This is a genomic window from Desulfopila sp. IMCC35006 (assembly GCF_005116645.1).
Lineage (GTDB): Bacteria > Desulfobacterota > Desulfobulbia > Desulfobulbales > Desulfocapsaceae > Desulforhopalus_A.
Genome location: NZ_SWCM01000001.1, coordinates 846,266 through 863,738 on the forward strand (window position 1 = coordinate 846,266; position 17,473 = coordinate 863,738).

A 17,473-nucleotide genomic window follows, 5' to 3' on the forward strand; every position below is an offset into this window, starting at 1 on the left:
GCCGCGAACGGACATTGTGGCCGGGAGGAGAAGTTGTTCATGAATAATTGACGAATTTTGATCTTCTTTTGGGGGGCCTGCTCAAATAAAAGGCCAGTACCCCGCAAAGTACAATACCGACAAGCACTCCTAAAAAGAACATGCCCCAGCCACCGCCTGACGGCGCTGCTGCCTCCGCTGGGGGAGTCTTCGCCGCAACGGGCGTTGCGTCAGGCTCAGGCGCGGGTGCACTGACTGTTTTTTCTGGAGTCGGTTCAGGTTTGCTGACAGCTGCTTCGGGTTTACTGACAGCTGCGGCAAGCTCAGGCTTCGGCGGTACCAGCGCAAAGCCCTTGGCCAGTAACTCTGCGGCCTTGGCATCACGGACTTTGCGATCCTTGCTGCCCATAACAATGGCTATGATGCGCACGCCTCCCCTTTTGGCAGTAGCCACTATGGAAAATCCGGCAGCCTGAAAATATCCGGTTTTAAATCCATCGCAGCCATTTATCTTGCCCAGCAGATGATTGTGATTGCGCAACATAAACTTACCATCCCGAATTGGCCGCTCTTTCGTTCCGGTATACTCGAATATATCGGTTCTTTTGGCCAGCTCACGGCCCAGGATCCCAAGATCGCGAGCCGTGGTCTGGTCTGTTTTTTGTCCCTTGCCGGGGGGCAGGCCATGCACCGAATAGAAATGCGTATCCTTCATACCCAGTTCTGCAGCTTTTTTATTCATCAGGGCCACAAACCCTTCTGTCGATCCGGCGACGTGAATCGCCAGGGCAACGGCAGCGTCATTAGCCGACTGCACAGCCAGGGCATAGAGAAGGTCCTGAATGGAAAATTGCTCTTTCGGATCAAGATAGATCTGAGATCCCCCAATCTTTGACGCCTCCGGAGTTACCTGAACCATCTCATCCAGCTTTATTCTGCCCTGTTCCACCTGTTCGAGAATGACCAGCAGATCCATAATCTTCAAAACGGAGGCAGGATAGACGACCTTCCCGGCCTGGTCTTCAAACAGGACTTTGCCCGAATCGGCGTCGACAACCAGAGCCGATATATATGGATCCTGGGCAATACTGTTCACTTTAGCTCCAGCAGCCAATGCCATCTGGGCACACAAAATACCGAAAAATAAAAAGAGAGCGATACGTTTCATAATCTTCCTTTGGAAACCTCAGACCGCGATGATACGGCTTTGCAATGTAATAGGAGAATACTACGGATGTGGGTCGGTGAGATATGGTATTTTTATCATACTCTATTATCAGCTCGCGAACTGTAGCAAACTCTTCTACACCTGTAAAATGAAATTTGATCACCTCTCCAACTCTGCCTATCGGAATGCAAGGGGCTGAGCTGTTCGCGTCTCGGGTCTTTGCGGCTGGCTGGCTGTTTATCATTGTGGAGCCCGGGCAGTCAAAGGATATCTGACCGCCCATGCTACTCTGCCCCAAGAGCCTGAAAAAAGCCCGGCAAGGTTCTCCGGTTCAGTCAAACGACTGATCTTTTTCAATGCCACTTGTGGGCTGCTTCTGTCAGTCGATCAGGAAGCGACACACTCGACCAGCTCGATTTCAAAAGTAAGGTCTTCGCCGGCAAGAGGAGGATTGGCATCCAGCGTGATATGGGTCTCGGTAATTTCTACCACCACTACCCGCAGGATTTCGCCATTGACACCACCCATTTCCAATCGCATCCCCAACTCCGGATTAAGGTCAGGCGGAACCTGCTCGATGGGTGCCTGAATAACCAGCTCATCTTTTCGTTCCCCATAGGCTTTCTCCACAGGAATATGAACGGTTTTCGACTCACCGACCTTCATTCCGACGACCCCTTCCTCGAATCCCTGGATGACCTGGCCGCTGCCAATGGAAAATGCCAGCGGCTCACCTCCTTCGGAGCTGTCAAAAACAGTCCCGTCCGCCAGTTTTCCGGTATAATGCACTTTGACATTGTCGCCTTTTTTTGTTGCAGTCATCTTACTCCCTCAAGCCATATGGCTTTAAATCTCTTTATCATTGAAGACGGCGTCGTACAAACTATCCAAAAGACACTTCCGCTCGGCCCAGATAAAAAAATTATTAAGCCAGCAAAATTGTGCTTTTTGTACGAGTCCACCATTTACCATATTCACCTTAACCGACGCCTGGGGAAAAGAGATGATTCCCCTCCCACAGGCAAACAATCTGTTGATCCTCCGGCAAGTTAGAATATCCGACAACACGCCGGAACCTTCCTACTTTTAAACATCATCGGTCATTTTTCAACTGTAAAACAGGCGGAATCCAGGTCGGAACAACTTTCTCTTTTGCTAAAAAGCACTTTTTACAACCCCGCCATCAACCCGCAAAGCCGTGCCGGTTGTCGCTGAAGAAAGAGGACTCGCCACATAGGCAACAAGAGATGCAATCTCATCAGGTGTGGTAAAACGCTTGAGGAGAGAAGTCGGACGAACTTTGACAAAAAATTCTTTTTCAAATTCTGCAAAAGTCTTGCCTTCTTTTCTGGCGAGGTCTTCGACAAAATCATTCACCCCCCGAGATGTAGTCGGCCCCGGGAGAACAGCGTTGACAGTTATCTGCGTTCCGGAAACGTACTCAGCCAATCCCCGTGAAACTGCGAGCAGGGCAGTCTTCGTCATGCCGTAATGAATCATCTCGGCAGGAATTTGTATACCGCTTTCGCTTGAGATAAAGACAATTCTTCCCCAATTGCGCTTTTTCATACCCGGCAGGTAAAACCGAGATAAGCGTACCGCGCTCAGCACATTCACCTCAAAAAATCTTCGCCAGTCGTCGTCGGTTATTTCTTCAAATGCTGCAGCCTCGTAAATCCCCAGATTATTGATCAATATCTCAACATCCGGATGCTTCTGCACCAATTCTGCGGCCGCCTCCGCTGTGGATAAATCTCCGGCAAACCCGATAAGTTCTCCCGATGTCGATACGCCAATCTCGGCCACTGCCCTTGCCACCGACTCCTCCCGGCGGCCGTTAATTATAGTTCTCGCCCCTTCAGCCGATAACGCTTTTGCGATGGCAAAACCTATTCCCGCAGTACTGCCGGTGACCAGCGCAAGTTTGTTCTTTAGTTGCAGATCCATAGTATTTCCTCCAGTTCCACGTACCCTCTAAAAGACGTTAGAATGAGGCAAAACACGACCTCACAGGAACTACGGTATTCACTGTGTTGGCGAGAGGCTATGATGCGAAGAAAATAGATATTGTGAATTCAGAGTATCAATCCACATGCAACACCACGGAAAAACAATTAAACAGCGCCCAGATATTTTCCCCTTCATTCAGTCCGAGATGCCGGGTGGCGGCAGTGGAAACCATGGCACATAATTCAATCCCATCAGCAATTCGCACCACACACTCGGTGTTGATCTCGCCTCTGGTCACTCTCGAGATAACCCCTTTAAACCGATTTTCGGCGCTGCACTCAGGCTCTGTGTCACAGTTTTGCAACATAACCCACGGTGCCTTAACTTCGGCGGTAACCACCATGCCGGGTTGTAAACCCAGCCTTTCGACGCTGTCGTTGGTAATCACCGCCGTAACGGAAAAGCCATCGATTGTGATCAGGTCTATCCGTGACTGGATGTCGCCTCGCTTAATATTTCGAATCTTCCCCAAAAAAGAATTCCGGGCACTGGTCTTGCGCATTGACTCCTTTTCCAGGAAAAGCTTTGCGACCTGTTGCATTTCGTCTTCGGAAAAGGAGACATAGGACGTTGTCAAATTAGGCGTCGAATGTCCCAGCATCATCTGAACCGCCGGCAGCGGCATATTGCTCTGCATCAGCTCAACGGCCCGCGCTTTCCGGATTATTTCCGGCCCCCCTAAGCGCTTGGCAAACTCACAGGCCTGGGTCCGTTCGTAAAATTTACGACGCACAAAACCAGGATCGACGTCAAGGACCTTCCCCGGTGCTCCATGAAAAGAAGGTTCTGCTAAAATATCGCGTAACTCAGAGGAAAGGGCCTGTGAAATTTGCACCTCTCTCTGGTTCAGGCCAGCCCCTGCAGCACTGCCACGAAAGAGCACGACATGCCGCTCCGGATCAATATCGACAAACGGATTGAGTGCCAGGACCTCGTTGAGTTTGGCACCTGTGTATCGGATCAAAAGAAAAATGATCAAAATGCGCTGGCGGGAAAAGCGCACATCTGCCCGGGGGGAGCCTTCCACCCAATCACGAAAGGATTGTTCCAGGCGATTGAGCGCTGCGGTGTCCAGGCACTGGTCCGAGTCCGGAGTTGCGATGATGCGCCCGTGGTTTTTGCTTTTTGCCAATGATATCCGTGTACCTTGCTGTATTTTCTTGGTTTTTGTCGTTTTTTTCATTGCGATAACATCACTTGCGGAATTTGTGCAGTTAGCAATTGCTTGTTCAACTGTTGTAGCATATCCCCCCGGTAAAGCGTACCAAAACATCTTGACACATATTCAAATACCGTGGTACACAGACACGAACATATTTATATTCGTGTCTGTGTACCACGGTATAATTTTAATTGGCAGGTGATCATATGTTCTTTCAAACCGCAGGAATCGAAGTCTCCCCCTGGATTCCACCACTGGTCGCTTTCCTGATTTCATTTTTCACCTCGATGGGTGGCATTTCCGGCGCCTTTCTACTTCTGCCTTTTCAGATGTCTTTTCTGGGGTACACCTCCCCTTCGGTAAGCGCCACCAATCAACTTTTTAACATCGTCGCCATTCCCAGCGGTGTCTATCGTTACTGGAGGGAAGGGCGTATGGTGTGGCCCCTGGCCTGGACCGTGGTAGCGGGGACCCTGCCTGGGGTTTTTATCGGCGCTATCGTAAGGGTCAGATATCTGCCGAATCCAAATTATTTTAAGGTATTTGCGGCAACGGTGCTGTTCTACGTCGCTTTGAAAATGATAAGGGAGCTGACGAAGAAAAAATCGGCCAACGCAGATGCCGCGAACAGCGAAATTCGCTTCCAGGAAATGGTGCGCCGGCAGCACGCAAAGACAACCGGCTCAGAGCTTAAAAACAGCATCTCCCCGAATGTCAGAGTTACCCATTTTAACTTTCGACGTCTTGGGTACACATTCTATGATGAAAGTTTTGATGTTTCATTCCGGGGCCTCCTCACTCTCAGTTTCATCGTCGGTATTGTGGGCGGAATCTACGGTATCGGCGGCGGGGCAATCATCGTTCCCTTTCTGGTCACGTTTTTCAGGCTGCCGGTATACACGGTGACCGGGGCGGCCCTGTTGGGCACTTTCGTAACATCGATCGCCGGTGTTGTCTTCTACCAGTCTCTTGCACCGTTATATCCAAACATATCAATCGCTCCAGATTGGCTTCTAGGTATCTTATTGGGCATCGGCGGGATGGCGGGGATGTACCTTGGAGCACGGTGTCAGAAACACGTACCGGCCAGAACCATTAAGTGGATGTTAGCTGCTATAATCATCTTTACGGCCGCGCAATACATCCTTGAATCCTTCAAGAACTTCATACACTAGCCATTGTACATTCATCATCAGTTTACTAACGATACATGTGCAGCGGAAAATTTTCCAGGAGCATGGATGTTTTTCGCTCTTTTTCTCTTATCGACATTTCTGTAGTGTCAAGCCGGAGCAGAGTGCTTATACCCTATTGCAAAAGATGGCTCACAACCAATGTTTATAAAACAATCTGATTACCCCTCAAGCTCAGCTTGTCGAAATGGAAGGGTGTGGGCTGTTTGTTTTACGGGTCTCTGCAGCCAGGGATGGCTGCAGCGAAGCCCCCAGGGATGGGTTTACGGCGTCCCGGGAAACGAACAGCCCACACCCTGGTTCAGTAGCTGAACTTGAGGGGTAATTATATAAAACAATGCCCAAGGCCACCAGGCAGAGATGAACAAGACCAGAACAATTCCCATTTCCGGTCAGAAAACGACGAACAAAGAGAAGAAAGTGGCGTTAATCCGGGTCGGAATCAATGTGGACAGAACCAATCTTTCCCAAGGCGGCAGAAGACCACATATTCCAGTTGTCTGCAATGCGCTGAACGCGTCAACACTCTTTACCAACGGCCAGACCGTACCCACTGACGGGACTGCCGGCCACATATCCTAGAACAGAGTATCTACCTGATGAAAATTGGAAAAACCATAGTTATTGGCGGCGGCGCGGCAGGATTGATGGCCGCCGGCAGGGCAGCCGGGCAAGGCGCAGAGGTGTTCCTGCTGGAAAAGATGGGCCAGACCGGACGAAAAATCGGCATCAGCGGCAAGGGTCGATGCAACCTGACCAACGACGCGGCTCTTGAAGATTTCCTGGTCCGTTTCGGCAAGAATGGACGGTTTCTCCGCCAATGTTTTCAGCAATTCTTTTCATCGGACCTCATCTCTTTTTTTGCAGAGAAAAACCTGCCCATGGTCACCGAACGCGGCGGCCGGATATTTCCCGAAAGTGGTCGCGCCCTGGATGTAGTAAGAGTTTTAAACAACTGGTTGCAGACTGAGCGGGTCACGGTGAAAAAATCGGCAGCGGTGTCGGCAATCCAGGTCAAAGACGGCCGGGTAACCGGGGTCGTCTGCAATGGCGTGACAATGGCCTGCGCAAACGTCATTTTAGCCACCGGCGGCAAGTCCTATCCCCGTACCGGTTCGACCGGAGACGGATACACTCTGGCCGAAAGCCTCGGCCATACCATAGTTCCTCTGCGGCCGGCACTCGTTCCGCTGGTCAGCCGTGATCCCAGAGTTCACCGCATGGCCGGACTTGAGCTGCGCAACGTACAGGTTCGTGTCTACCTGGACGGGAAACGTAAGGGACAGGAATTCGGCGAGCTCGCTTTCACCGGATTCGGACTTACCGGGCCCGTTATTTTAACCCTCAGCAGCGCAATCGTCGACGCACTCAATCGCGGCGGGAAAGTCACCTTGTCGCTTGACCTCAAGCCAGCCCTGGATGAAAAAAAACTCGACAACCGGTTGATCCGCGATCTCATCAGCCGTGCCGGCGAACCGATTGACAGCATCCTCCGCGGCCTTTTGCCGCAACAGATGGTGCCGATCTGCCTCGAATCCTGTGACCTGCCACCTACCGTCGACACCAGAAATTTTCCGGCAAAAATGCGCAAACGCCTGGTCCAGTGGTTGAAAGATTTTCGTGTTGAGATCAGTGGATACCGCGACTACGATGAGGCAATCGTTACCGCCGGAGGAGTGAGCCTGAAAGAGATCGACCCCACTACCATGGAATCCAGACTCGTCAAAGGGCTGTACATAGTCGGGGAACTCCTCGATCTGCAGGCCGACACCGGCGGCTATAACCTGCAGGCCGCCTTTTCCACCGGCTGGGTCGCCGGCTCCTCCATCTCCTAGACAACCAAAAAAGAAATTTTGTGCGGTGCTCCCTCACTAATCCAGCCCAACAGCTTTGCGGGATTTTTTTTAATACTCGCTTGTCGGGTACTCTTTTCAGTACTCGCTTGACGGGTACTCTTTTTAGTCCCCGTGCTGTGCGGGGACTTTGTTCAGTACTCGCTTGACGGGTATAAGTTCCTTCACGAAATAATTCTCCTGTGAAAAGCACAGGAGGCCTCATAGTATCTCACTAATCCCGCCCAAAAGATTCGCGGGACTCTTTTCAGTACTCGCTTGACGGGTACTCTTTTTAGTACTCGCTTGACGGGTACTCTTTTTAGTCCCCGTGCTGTGCGGGGACTTTGTTCAGTACTCGCTTGACGGGTATAAGTTCCTTCACGAAATAATTCTCCTGTAAAAAGCACAGGAGGCCTCTTTAACATCTCACTAATCCCGCCCAAAAGATTCGCGGGACTATTTTCAGTACTCGCTTGACGGGTATAAGTTCCTTCACGAAATAATTCTCCTGTAAAAAGCACAGGAGGCCTCTTTAACATCTCACTAATCCCGCCCAAAAGCTTTGCGGGATAAGTTCCTTCACGAAATAATTCTCCTGTAAAAAGCACAGGAGAATTATTTCTAAGTCACTAAGTCACTAAAACAGCGTCGTACGAAACTCCTCGAAAACTTTTTCGATGGGGATGGCAAAACCGATTCCTTCTGTGTCCCGAAGCACCATGGTGTTGACGCCGCGCACAAAGCCCTGTTCATCAATAAGCGGACCACCGCTGTTGCCGGGGTTTATGGCTGCATCGGTCTGCAAATAGACCTGGCCATCGGCTTTCTGTTGCCGATAGCCGGAAAAAACTCCTGCCGTCACGGTAAATCGCAGGCCAACCGGGCTGCCGATGGTGTACACTTTATCGCCCTGGTGCATCTCCCTGTTCTCTGGAGGTCGCTCTATGTAGGTAAACTCCCCGGAGAAAAGCGACATCAGGGCCAGGTCACTGGCTTCGCTGACCAGCAGATAATTGGCGACATGCTCGCTGCCGTCGGCGAGGACGATTTTGATATCTTCGGGCTGAACTTTTCGGTCAAGCTGATTCAGCTTGTCTATTTCCTGTTGATAACGAGGCAGAAATTTGTTCAATTCCTCCTCACGACTGGCGATGATTATGGCCAGCTGACTGCGCGCTGGACCTTGGTCCATTCGCTGCAGGGTCTGTTTCATCTCCTCGATTTTCTGCTGTTCAAGCTCGATCAAACGCCTGGTTGTTTCCACTTTTTGTTTAAAATCTGCCAGCTTTTTTTCATCGAACCGGACGACATGTCGATTGGTGACAATATAATTTTTATTTACAAAAAAACCTGAGCCGGTTCCCCAGGGAGTTTCGATGGAGACCGTCGAATTTCGCGCCCGTTCGATGGCATTCTGCCCAGGCATAGCGGTTTGCGATGTTGTATGTGGTGCAGGTGCTGCCACCGGCTTCACTTTTTGCTGCACCGGCACGGCCTCTTCTGCAGCAATCGGTCCCGGTTCGGCAGCTTTTTGGCTCTGTACCGCATGCTGGCGAAATCCGGCAAAGTAATAGGAGCCGGCGGCAACTGCAATAACCAGAAGAACGACCTGAAACACAGAAAGACCGGATGCTGCTTTTTCTGTCTTCGCAACATTGTCCACCTTTAATTCTTCTTTTTTCCTGCGCTCCTGTGCCTCGCGATATTTTGCGAAAATCAAGCCGCAAGCGGCACATTCGGGGCCATTTTCCTGTTCATGCTCACACTTCGGACAGTGCATTTATTTACCTGATGCTGATTTTTACAAGAGATATATAGACATAAGCAAATACTCTATTTATCATAGCAGCATAAATACTATCCTTCAATGAACCTTCTCCTTTTCATGCCCGCCGACATGGTACTTGCAATCACCGATAATGTTTCGATTCCGCTCCATGAGATTACCCTGACCCCAATCCGGGCCCAGGGTGCAGGCGGTCAGAATGTCAACAAGGTAGCCAGTGCAATCCATCTGCGCTTTGACATCCACAGCTCCTCACTGCCTCCATTTTACAAGGAACGCCTCCTGGCGCTGAGGGACAGCCGTCTGACCGACGAGGGGATTATTGTCATTAAAGCACAACAGCACCGGACCCAGGAAAAAAACCGGGATGCCGCTCTGCAGCGACTTGTCCTTCTTATCCGTAAAGCCGTGCACACCCAAAAGAAAAGGCAGCCAACCCGTCCCTCCGGATCCGCCCGGAAAAAACGCGTGGACAGCAAGACGAAACGTGGCCAGGTCAAGAGCCTGCGAAAAAAAGTAACGGAATCCTGATACTTCCCATGAAAAGACTACAACAGGTGGCGCTGGTCAGTACCCTGCTGAGCTTGCTTGCAGGTGCAGGCTGGCTTGCCGTCCATTATCATAAGCCCATCCGGCAGAAAACAATTGCTACCGATCTGTTTGGCACCCTCTCTGTCGCGTACCCTCTTCTGGGGGTGGATCAGCAGGTGCTCGCTTTTGTCGATACCAGGAAAATCCCCCCTCAAGAACTGGCCGAAAGGATCGCCGGCCTTGGCGCTCTCGCAGTCATTGTCGATGCAGAACGCACGATACAGAGTGCATTGACCGGCACGAATCACTGTCTTGCCCCCAAGCAGATAGCCGCATCGATACACGCCCTGGCGACCAAAATCCCCTTGGTTGACGAGAAGCCTCTCGTCATCAGCGGCATCGACGATGGCGCCCTGATTCCTTTTCTTAATGCACAAGCCCCCATCGATCGGAATAGAACCAATCTTTCCGTTGGTTTTACGGCAGTACTTCCGCCAAATCTTTCTTTATGTCCTCCATTTCTTATCCGGAAACAGGGACAGCAGCACATTCTTGCACCCTCACCCGGCCTGACCGGCAACAGCTGGCGTTCGGTCTGGAACGACCAGCCGGAAGTTGAGACAGCAGACTTTGTCCAGGGTATTCCCAAAACCAAAACCTGGATAGCACTGTACGACACGCCGGTCGAAACCGTCCTCATCAGCGAATTGCAGAAATTATTTTTCCATACCGACGGTCCGCCCGGTGCCATGCCGATTGTCGAGATCCCGGCAGCGAATGACAATGAAACGGTTACGCTGTTTTATTCCGGTGACGGAGGCTGGCGAGACCTTGATCGCGTGGTGGGCGAAGCTATGGCCAAACAAGGATGGCCAGTGGTCGGCATCGATTGCCTGCGTGGCTTCTGGAGCAGCAAAACGCCTGAGCAATCGACGGTAGATCTCGCCGGCGCCATGGCGTACTACCGGCAAAACTGGGGTGCAAAATACTTCGTGCTGGCGGGATATTCCTTTGGCGCGGATATTCTGCCGCCAATCTACAATCGTCTCAGTCCAGCGGACCAGGAAAGTGTCCGCCTGCTGGTACTCCTGACCCCTTCGAGTCAAATTGATTTCGCCATTCATATCTCCGAATGGTTAGGCAAGAAAAGCAAAGCCTTTCCCATGGCCCCGGAAATGATGCGCCTGCCGCCAGATAAAATCCTCTGTATTTACGGCCAGGAAGAAAAAAGCGAAACAGCCTGTTCCTACCTTGCCCATACCAGAGCCAGCATCCTGGAATTACCGGGCGGTCACCATTTCGATAAAGACTATGAAAAACTGACCCGATTGATTTTAGAACACTACCCCCAGCAAGATGCCCAGGGGGGGAAACCTTCTGCGCATCGACAATAATTTCCAGCCCTCCACCGTATTGACCGTCGGAATCGCATAATCACTCTTACAGGATCCCTGCATGAAAGTTGTTGATAAATACCGGCAATCGACTTCGAGAATCGGCATGGAAGGAGCACTGATGGCTCTGTCTCCCCTGCCCTTTCTTTTATTACTGGTCGGGGGCGGCGATGCCAAACCGTATCTCTGGCAGGTGACCATCGCATGGATCTCGGCCCCTGCGGCAATCCTGAGCGGCCTCATACTGTTTACCAGGCCGTTTACTGGGAAGATTTGTGGTGCGATTGCCCTCGTCGGTACGTTTACCATAACCTTGCCATGGCTGATGGTAAACCCTTTTGCGGCATTGACCGGCGCTGTCACGCTCATCGGCGCATCCTTTGTACTCATTGATCTACCGATCGACAACGGCAGCGGCCAGCACAAACAGGACATCCTGAACAGATACCTCGAAAAGGCTCGATGGGCCGCGGTGGCGGTACCATGTATGGCTCTTCTTTGTATGCTCACCCACGCCGATAATGCCGTCTTAGCCGTTTACTGCATTACCGGTTCATTTTTCATCGCCCAGGGGCTGGCCATTCACTGGGCGATGATGAAAAAATCGTTGTGGCATCTCATCGTGCCCACCGCAGGATCCGGCGCTCTGGGCTGGGCTTTTTTCTCTTCCTTTACCGACAGGATCCCGGCTTTTGTACTGCTGTTCAGTTTACTCGGTCTGCTTGCCCTGCCACGATCCATATTCCTGACGGAAAGACGGGAACATCTGTGGGAAATCCTGATGAACCACCCGGCCCGGATTCTCCTGTCCACCTTTTCTGCCCTTGGTGTTCTTGGCACAGCGCTTCTGTCTTTGCCGATTGCCACGACAAAAGAAGCCATCCACCTCGTCGATGCGGCATTCACCTCGGTAAGCGCCGTTTGTGTTACAGGTCTTATTGTCCTGGATACGCCGAACGATTTCACCCTGTATGGACAGATTTTCATCCTGCTGCTTATCCAGCTCGGCGGCCTCGGTATAATGAGCATTACCACCGTCGCCCTGCATGCGATGGGCCGCCGCCTCAGTCTCAAGCAGGAACGGTTATTGACCTCGATCACGGATACCGACCATAACGACCTGGTGCACTCACTCAGGACAATTCTCAAATTTACCTTTATTGCCGAAGCGACCGGCGCATCGTTACTGACCATGCTGTTTATTTTTTCTGGTGCGCCCCCGGGCGAGGCTTGCTGGCGTGGCTTGTTTACTTCAATATCGGCTTTTTGCAACGCCGGATTTGCCCTGCAAAGCGACAACCTGCTCTCGTACCAGACCAATCCATTAATTCTCCATGTGGTTGCGACCCTCATTATCTTTGGCGGCCTGGCACCGGCGACAAGTCTGGTCATACCCAGATGGCTCAGTGGAAAACACCTGCCAATCCCGGCGAGAATAGCCTTGATAACCACCTGTGTTCTGCTGGTGTCAGGTACTTTTTTTATACTGGCCTTTGAATGGAACGGTGTCCTGGCAGGTCTGTCGATTGCCGACAAAGTGCACAACGCATGGTTTCAATCGGTCACTCTGCGCACCGCCGGATTTAATTCCGTGGATATTGCCCAGGTGACCAATCCAACATTTCTGGTCATGCTCGGTCTTATGTTTATCGGCGGCAGTCCGGGCGGAACCGCCGGTGGGGTGAAAACCACAACTGTCGGCATTCTGGCCATGACATTCTGGGCAAAAATAACCAATCGCGATGAAATTCTTATCCACAACAGGAGCGTTCGATCCGCAACGGTGTATCAGGCAATTACCATAGTCACATCCGGCATGATTGTATGGTTCACGGTGGTATTGATGCTGGAAATGACCCAACAGATTTCAGTACGGAATATAATTTTTGAGACAACGTCAGCACTTGGCACAGTCGGCTTATCGACCGGTGCAACGCCTTTACTGGATGAGATCGGCAAAATACTGATTATGATTGCCATGTTTGTCGGAAGAATCGGCCCAATGACTTTGTTCATGCTGCTGAGCAACGATCAGGTCATCGCGAAGTCGCGATCCCCGCATGCCAAAATACCCTTAACGTAACAAAGGAGTTACTGTAATGTTTCAGCAAATACTGATTATCGGCCTGGGTCACTTCGGCATGTCTCTTGCCCGGACCCTGTCTGAAAAAGGCGCAGAGGTACTTGCCGTGGACGTGAATAAAAACCTGGTTGAGGAGGCCGCCGCCTTTGTCACCGAGGCAATCGTCATTGATGCGACCGATGAAGCGGAACTGGCCCGGCTGGAACCGGGCAAAAGAGATTCCGCCGTCTGTGCTATCGGCGACGACTCAAAAGAAGCGTCAATCATCTGCACCGCTTTGCTCCGGCAGATGGGGACACCGGTTGTCATCGCCCGGGCCAACGACGCGATGCATCAGCGTATCCTGCATTTAGTCGGCGCCCATCAGGTAGTCAATCCGGAACAGGAATTCGGCAAACGGTTTGCCAACCGCATTTTGTACCGGCATCTCATTGCCGACACCAACCTCGGAGAGGATCTGCACCTCACAGAAATTTTCATCCAACCATCGATGATTGGTAAAAACCTTATCGATCTGGCCCTGCCCAAGCGCTATGGCGTGATCGTGGTCGGAATCCGAAGGGGCACCCCGCCGAAAATCCTGCCGCCCTCGCCAAGTGAGCCGCTCCAGGCCAACGACAACCTGATAATCGTCTCAAGTGAGGCAGCTATTCCTAAATTAATTAAGGGGGTTTAGGTATGAAGCTTGCACAATCCGTGCGCCTGGCTGCCTGGTTTCTTATCGGCTTGAATCTGGTCATGGCCTTTGGATCGATTTGGATTTTTGTGCGTATGACTCCGGCTATCGAATTCATTATTGACCGGAACGTAACATCAATTCAGACTTGCGAGGAAATGCTTGCGGCACTGGCAATGGTCAGGGAGAACCGAGCCGACCGCAAAACAGTGGCAGATTCTCCAGAGGATACCTTCAGGGAAGCCCTGCAGAGGGCGCAGCAGAATATTACCGAAGCGGACGAACCGATTATCATCAAAGCAATAAATCAGAGGTACCGTAAAGCATTTGCCGGCGACGCCGCGGCCCTTACCGGAACGGTCGATGCAATCCTCAGCCTGGGAGCCGCAAACAGAGCGGCGATGGTAGCGGCGGACAAAAAAGCCAGACAGTTCGGTAATGCCGGCGCCTGGGGGATTGTTTTCATGGCCACGGTGGTATTTCTGATTGGTATGCTTTTTGTTCGCAGCCTGAAAAAAAACCTCCTGCATCCGTTAGAGGAGATCCACTCGGTAACGGCAACCTTTCGGCAGGGCGACACCATGCGGCGATGCACCGGAACCGGCTTACCTAAAGAGATCCATCAGATATACCGGGAATTAAATGACCTCCTCGACAAGGGCACTCAACAGAATTTTCCCGGACAGCAGCAGGAGCATCCCCCTCACTGATTAAAGACATCAGAATCGCCCCCGGCCCCCTGGTGGTATTTGCAGCGCCATCAATTATTGTATTGCATTTTTGTCGCTGCCCTGTTAAAAAGCGGGGTTCATTCGCGTGAGTGTCAGACCAGAACATAGATTTTTTTGGGGATGTTTCGCAAAACTGGACAGACACGAACATATCGACCGTCGAAAACCGCACCATGGTTTTCCTGGTGAGGTCGATTTTTCTTTCCTGGGCAGGCTTTGCACAACAAGTTTTCTTTTGGAATCAACCCAATTTCATCTAATAGGTATTACTATGTCTTCTGAGTATGAATCAACGCCGTTTTCCTTTACCGATTTTGACCTTTCCGCACCCCTCCTTCAGGCCGTCAATGACGCCGGCTACGAAACCCCGACGCCCATCCAGCAAGAGATGATCCCGCATGTCCTTGCGGGCAGAGATGTGGTCGGCCAGGCCCAGACCGGCACCGGTAAAACCGCCGCTTTCGCCCTGCCGCTGCTGTCTCGGCTGCAACCGGGAAAGAGCAAAAATCCGCAGATCTTAGTACTTGCCCCGACCAGAGAGCTTGCTCTTCAGGTTGCTGAATCTTTCACAGAGTACGGAAAACACCTGAAAAATTTCAACGTCCTGGCCATTTTCGGCGGCCAGGATTACAACATCCAGCTGCGTCAGCTGCAGAAGGGCGTGCAGGTTGTCGTGGGCACTCCTGGCAGAGTCATGGATCACCTTCGCCGGGGAACCCTCAAACCGGAGAGCATTCACAGCCTGGTACTCGATGAAGCCGACGAGATGCTCAGGATGGGTTTTCTCGATGATGTGGAATGGATCCTCGAGCAGCTTCCGGGCAGAAAACAAACTGCGCTTTTCTCGGCGACCATGCCACCCAATATCCGCAAGATAGCCCAGAAATACCTCAGCGACCCGGTCGAAATCACCATCAAAACCAAAGCGGTTACCGCCCAGACCATTAACCAGCGATGCCTGGTCACAACCGGCGGGTTTACCAAAAAAATAGACGCCCTGTCGCGAATCATAGAAGCCGAAAGCGTTGACGGCATCCTGGTTTTCGTACGCACTAAAATACAGACGGTCGAGATAGCCGAACACCTGGTCGCGCTCGGTTTCTCTGCAGCGCCACTGAACGGCGACATTCAGCAAAGCCAGAGACTCCGCACCGTCGAACAGCTCAAGGCGAAAAAGATCGATATCCTGGTGGCAACAGATGTCGCAGCCCGCGGCCTCGACGTGGAGCGAATCAGCCACGTTATCAATTTCGACATTCCTTTTGATACCGAATCGTACATTCACCGAATCGGCAGAACCGGCAGAGCCGGCCGCAGCGGCGAGGCGATCCTGTTTGTCAACCCGCGCGAGCAATCGATGCTCCGGTCGATTGAGCGAGCGACACGGCAAAAAATTCAGCCGATGAACCTGCCTTCAGTCGCCGATATCAACAAAAAAAGGATCGAGCAGTTTAAAGAGAAAATCACCACTGCCCTGCAAAAAGATATTTCGTTTTACGAAAACCTCATCGCTGAATACCTGGAGCAGACTCAGGTAGAGCCGCTTCAGCTGGCAGCAGCTCTGGCTCAGCTCAGCCAGGGCGGCACCCCCCTGCTCAAGGATGAGCCGAAGTTCAGGGACGAGCCGGCCCCGGCCAGTCGACGCAGCCAACCGGTCAAGACCGCAAGAACCGCCCGCCCCGCTGAGCAACGGCCCAAACCCAGAAAAAGTATGGCGATGCAGCTCCCGCCGGAAGAAGGCATGGAACGGTTTCGCATCCAGCTCGGCAACAACGAGGGGGTGAAACCGGGGAATATTGTCGGGGCCATTGCCAACGAAGCGGATATTAACAGTAAATTTATCGGCCGCATATCCATCTTTGACAACTACAGCACCGTCGACCTGCCGTTCGGCATGCCGGAAGATGTCCTGCGCGTACTCCAGCGGGCCCGCATCGGCAGCAAGGCGATGAAACTGCAAAAGATAGCAGACACGACCTCGCAGCCGTCAATTCAGCAAAAAACGAAACGACGCAGCGCCGACACAAGAAAACAAGACCAGATCAAGACGCCTGGCATCAGCGCCAACCTTTAACGGAAAAAAGTATGCTACAGCATACCTTCTGCCACATTCCCGGCATTGGCATGAAAACCGAGCGACAGCTCTGGGCGGCGGGAATTACCAGCTGGAACCACTGGCAGCCAGAGCCGCCTGTCCGGCTGTCCGCTGCCACCAGGCTTGAAGCGACCAGGGTCCTGCAGGATTCCCTGGTCGCCCTCGATAAAGACCCGGCGTTCTTCGTCTCCCAGCTCGGCAGCACTGAACCATGGCGGATTTTCCCGCACTACCGCGATCGAACCGTCTATCTCGACATCGAGACTACCGGGCTGGACGACTACGCAACGGTTACAACCATTGCGCTCTATGACGGCCGGGAGGTATTCACCTATATCAACGGCAGAAATCTGGATGATTTTGTCCGCGACATTCAGCAATACCAGGTCATTGTCAGCTATAACGGCAAAAGCTTCGACATTCCATTTCTTGAGAGATTTTTTGGCATCCGCTTAGATCATGCGCAGATCGATCTGCGCTATGTGCTGGCCCGCCTCGGCTTTAAAGGAGGGCTGAAGGGATGTGAGAAGCAGCTGGGACTGCACCGCGGCAGCCTTGATGGTGTTGACGGTTATTTTGCCGTACTTCTCTGGAACCGCTACATCCAGGAAAATGACGAAAAGGCCCTTGAGACCCTGCTCGCCTATAACATTGAAGATACGGTCAACCTGGAAAGGCTGATGATTGAGGCCTATAACCGGAACGTACTCGCCACCCCTTTTGGTGAACAACTGATCATCCCCTTTCCCGCCCCGGCGCCCAACCCTTATTTCGCCGATCACGACTGCATCGACAGGATCAAGCGCACCTGGTATTGACGGCGTTGCAAT

General features: G+C 52.0%; 15 protein-coding genes. 10 read left to right on the forward strand and 5 right to left on the reverse strand.

Annotated features, from left to right (window positions below):
• Window positions 1–37 precede the first annotated feature (37 nt).
• The 4 genes from FCL47_RS03725 to FCL47_RS03740 all read right to left on the reverse strand — a co-directional run bounded on the left by FCL47_RS03725 (window position 38) and on the right by FCL47_RS03740 (window position 4,340).
• Window positions 38–1,147 (reverse strand): D-alanyl-D-alanine carboxypeptidase family protein, encoded by a 1,110-nt coding sequence (locus tag FCL47_RS03725; protein ID WP_136812091.1) that lies wholly within the window; start codon window positions 1,145–1,147, stop codon window positions 38–40.
• Window positions 1,148–1,534: 387 nt separating this feature from the next.
• Window positions 1,535–1,969: a peptidylprolyl isomerase gene (locus FCL47_RS03730; protein WP_136812092.1), complete on the reverse strand. Its 435-nt coding sequence runs from the start codon at window positions 1,967–1,969 to the stop codon at window positions 1,535–1,537.
• A gap of 333 nt (window positions 1,970–2,302) precedes the next feature.
• On the reverse strand, window positions 2,303–3,094 hold the full coding sequence (locus FCL47_RS03735) for an SDR family NAD(P)-dependent oxidoreductase (protein ID WP_136812093.1): 792 nt from the start codon (window positions 3,092–3,094) through the stop codon (window positions 2,303–2,305).
• A 136-nt stretch (window positions 3,095–3,230) separates the two neighbouring features.
• Window positions 3,231–4,340 carry a TOBE domain-containing protein gene (locus FCL47_RS03740; protein WP_136812094.1) on the reverse strand — a complete coding sequence of 370 codons (1,110 nt, stop codon included), beginning with the start codon at window positions 4,338–4,340 and terminating at the stop codon, window positions 3,231–3,233.
• 185 nt (window positions 4,341–4,525) lie between these two features.
• Between FCL47_RS03740 and FCL47_RS03745 the strand changes: the two genes are divergently transcribed.
• The 3 genes from FCL47_RS03745 to FCL47_RS03755 all read left to right on the forward strand — a co-directional run bounded on the left by FCL47_RS03745 (window position 4,526) and on the right by FCL47_RS03755 (window position 7,347).
• Window positions 4,526–5,494, forward strand: coding sequence for a sulfite exporter TauE/SafE family protein (locus tag FCL47_RS03745; RefSeq protein ID WP_136812095.1), 969 nt, complete (start codon window positions 4,526–4,528; stop codon window positions 5,492–5,494).
• 378 nt (window positions 5,495–5,872) lie between these two features.
• Window positions 5,873–6,094: a hypothetical protein gene (locus FCL47_RS03750; RefSeq protein ID WP_136812096.1), complete on the forward strand. Its 222-nt coding sequence runs from the start codon at window positions 5,873–5,875 to the stop codon at window positions 6,092–6,094.
• A 17-nt stretch (window positions 6,095–6,111) separates the two neighbouring features.
• Window positions 6,112–7,347 (forward strand): NAD(P)/FAD-dependent oxidoreductase, encoded by a 1,236-nt coding sequence (locus tag FCL47_RS03755; protein ID WP_136812097.1) that lies wholly within the window; start codon window positions 6,112–6,114, stop codon window positions 7,345–7,347.
• Between the two features lie 637 nt (window positions 7,348–7,984).
• Here the strand turns inward: FCL47_RS03755 and FCL47_RS03760 are convergent.
• Complete coding sequence (locus FCL47_RS03760; protein WP_136812098.1) at window positions 7,985–9,127, reverse strand: S1C family serine protease; 1,143 nt, start codon at window positions 9,125–9,127, stop codon at window positions 7,985–7,987.
• Between the two features lie 87 nt (window positions 9,128–9,214).
• Here FCL47_RS03760 and arfB point away from each other — a divergent pair, with 87 nt between their 5' ends.
• From arfB to FCL47_RS03795, 7 genes are all read left to right on the forward strand, one after another.
• Complete coding sequence (gene arfB, locus FCL47_RS03765; RefSeq protein ID WP_240744120.1) at window positions 9,215–9,664, forward strand: alternative ribosome rescue aminoacyl-tRNA hydrolase ArfB; 450 nt, start codon at window positions 9,215–9,217, stop codon at window positions 9,662–9,664.
• A gap of 8 nt (window positions 9,665–9,672) precedes the next feature.
• A complete protein-coding gene (locus tag FCL47_RS03770) occupies window positions 9,673–11,058 on the forward strand; it encodes a virulence factor family protein (RefSeq protein ID WP_136812099.1) in 1,386 nt (461 codons plus the stop codon).
• Window positions 11,059–11,119: 61 nt separating this feature from the next.
• Entirely contained in the window at window positions 11,120–13,141 is a 2,022-nt protein-coding gene (locus tag FCL47_RS03775; protein WP_167496347.1) for a TrkH family potassium uptake protein, read from the forward strand.
• 16 nt (window positions 13,142–13,157) lie between these two features.
• A complete protein-coding gene (locus FCL47_RS03780) occupies window positions 13,158–13,817 on the forward strand; it encodes a TrkA family potassium uptake protein (protein WP_136812100.1) in 660 nt (219 codons plus the stop codon).
• A gap of 2 nt (window positions 13,818–13,819) precedes the next feature.
• Complete coding sequence (locus tag FCL47_RS03785) at window positions 13,820–14,527, forward strand: hypothetical protein (RefSeq protein WP_136812101.1); 708 nt, start codon at window positions 13,820–13,822, stop codon at window positions 14,525–14,527.
• 292 nt (window positions 14,528–14,819) lie between these two features.
• Window positions 14,820–16,622: a DEAD/DEAH box helicase gene (locus tag FCL47_RS03790; protein WP_136812102.1), complete on the forward strand. Its 1,803-nt coding sequence runs from the start codon at window positions 14,820–14,822 to the stop codon at window positions 16,620–16,622.
• A gap of 11 nt (window positions 16,623–16,633) precedes the next feature.
• On the forward strand, window positions 16,634–17,461 hold the full coding sequence (locus tag FCL47_RS03795; protein ID WP_136812103.1) for a ribonuclease H-like domain-containing protein: 828 nt from the start codon (window positions 16,634–16,636) through the stop codon (window positions 17,459–17,461).
• The last annotated feature ends 12 nt before the right edge of the window (window positions 17,462–17,473 follow it).

What these genes read in the sequence shown, in the direction of transcription:
- FCL47_RS03725 (WP_136812091.1), bottom strand. Translation starts at nt 1,147, where the DNA reads ATGAAACGTATCGCTCTCTTTTTATTTTTCGGTATTTTGTGTGCCCAG.
- FCL47_RS03730 (WP_136812092.1), bottom strand. Translation starts at nt 1,969, where the DNA reads ATGACTGCAACAAAAAAAGGCGACAATGTCAAAGTGCATTATACCGGA.
- FCL47_RS03735 (WP_136812093.1), bottom strand. Translation starts at nt 3,094, where the DNA reads ATGGATCTGCAACTAAAGAACAAACTTGCGCTGGTCACCGGCAGTACT.
- FCL47_RS03740 (WP_136812094.1), bottom strand. Translation starts at nt 4,340, where the DNA reads ATGAAAAAAACGACAAAAACCAAGAAAATACAGCAAGGTACACGGATA.
- FCL47_RS03745 (WP_136812095.1), top strand. Translation starts at nt 4,526, where the DNA reads ATGTTCTTTCAAACCGCAGGAATCGAAGTCTCCCCCTGGATTCCACCA.
- FCL47_RS03750 (WP_136812096.1), top strand. Translation starts at nt 5,873, where the DNA reads ATGAACAAGACCAGAACAATTCCCATTTCCGGTCAGAAAACGACGAAC.
- FCL47_RS03755 (WP_136812097.1), top strand. Translation starts at nt 6,112, where the DNA reads ATGAAAATTGGAAAAACCATAGTTATTGGCGGCGGCGCGGCAGGATTG.
- FCL47_RS03760 (WP_136812098.1), bottom strand. Translation starts at nt 9,127, where the DNA reads ATGCACTGTCCGAAGTGTGAGCATGAACAGGAAAATGGCCCCGAATGT.
- arfB (WP_240744120.1), top strand. Translation starts at nt 9,215, where the DNA reads ATGAACCTTCTCCTTTTCATGCCCGCCGACATGGTACTTGCAATCACC.
- FCL47_RS03770 (WP_136812099.1), top strand. Translation starts at nt 9,673, where the DNA reads ATGAAAAGACTACAACAGGTGGCGCTGGTCAGTACCCTGCTGAGCTTG.
- FCL47_RS03775 (WP_167496347.1), top strand. Translation starts at nt 11,120, where the DNA reads ATGAAAGTTGTTGATAAATACCGGCAATCGACTTCGAGAATCGGCATG.
- FCL47_RS03780 (WP_136812100.1), top strand. Translation starts at nt 13,158, where the DNA reads ATGTTTCAGCAAATACTGATTATCGGCCTGGGTCACTTCGGCATGTCT.
- FCL47_RS03785 (WP_136812101.1), top strand. Translation starts at nt 13,820, where the DNA reads ATGAAGCTTGCACAATCCGTGCGCCTGGCTGCCTGGTTTCTTATCGGC.
- FCL47_RS03790 (WP_136812102.1), top strand. Translation starts at nt 14,820, where the DNA reads ATGTCTTCTGAGTATGAATCAACGCCGTTTTCCTTTACCGATTTTGAC.
- FCL47_RS03795 (WP_136812103.1), top strand. Translation starts at nt 16,634, where the DNA reads ATGCTACAGCATACCTTCTGCCACATTCCCGGCATTGGCATGAAAACC.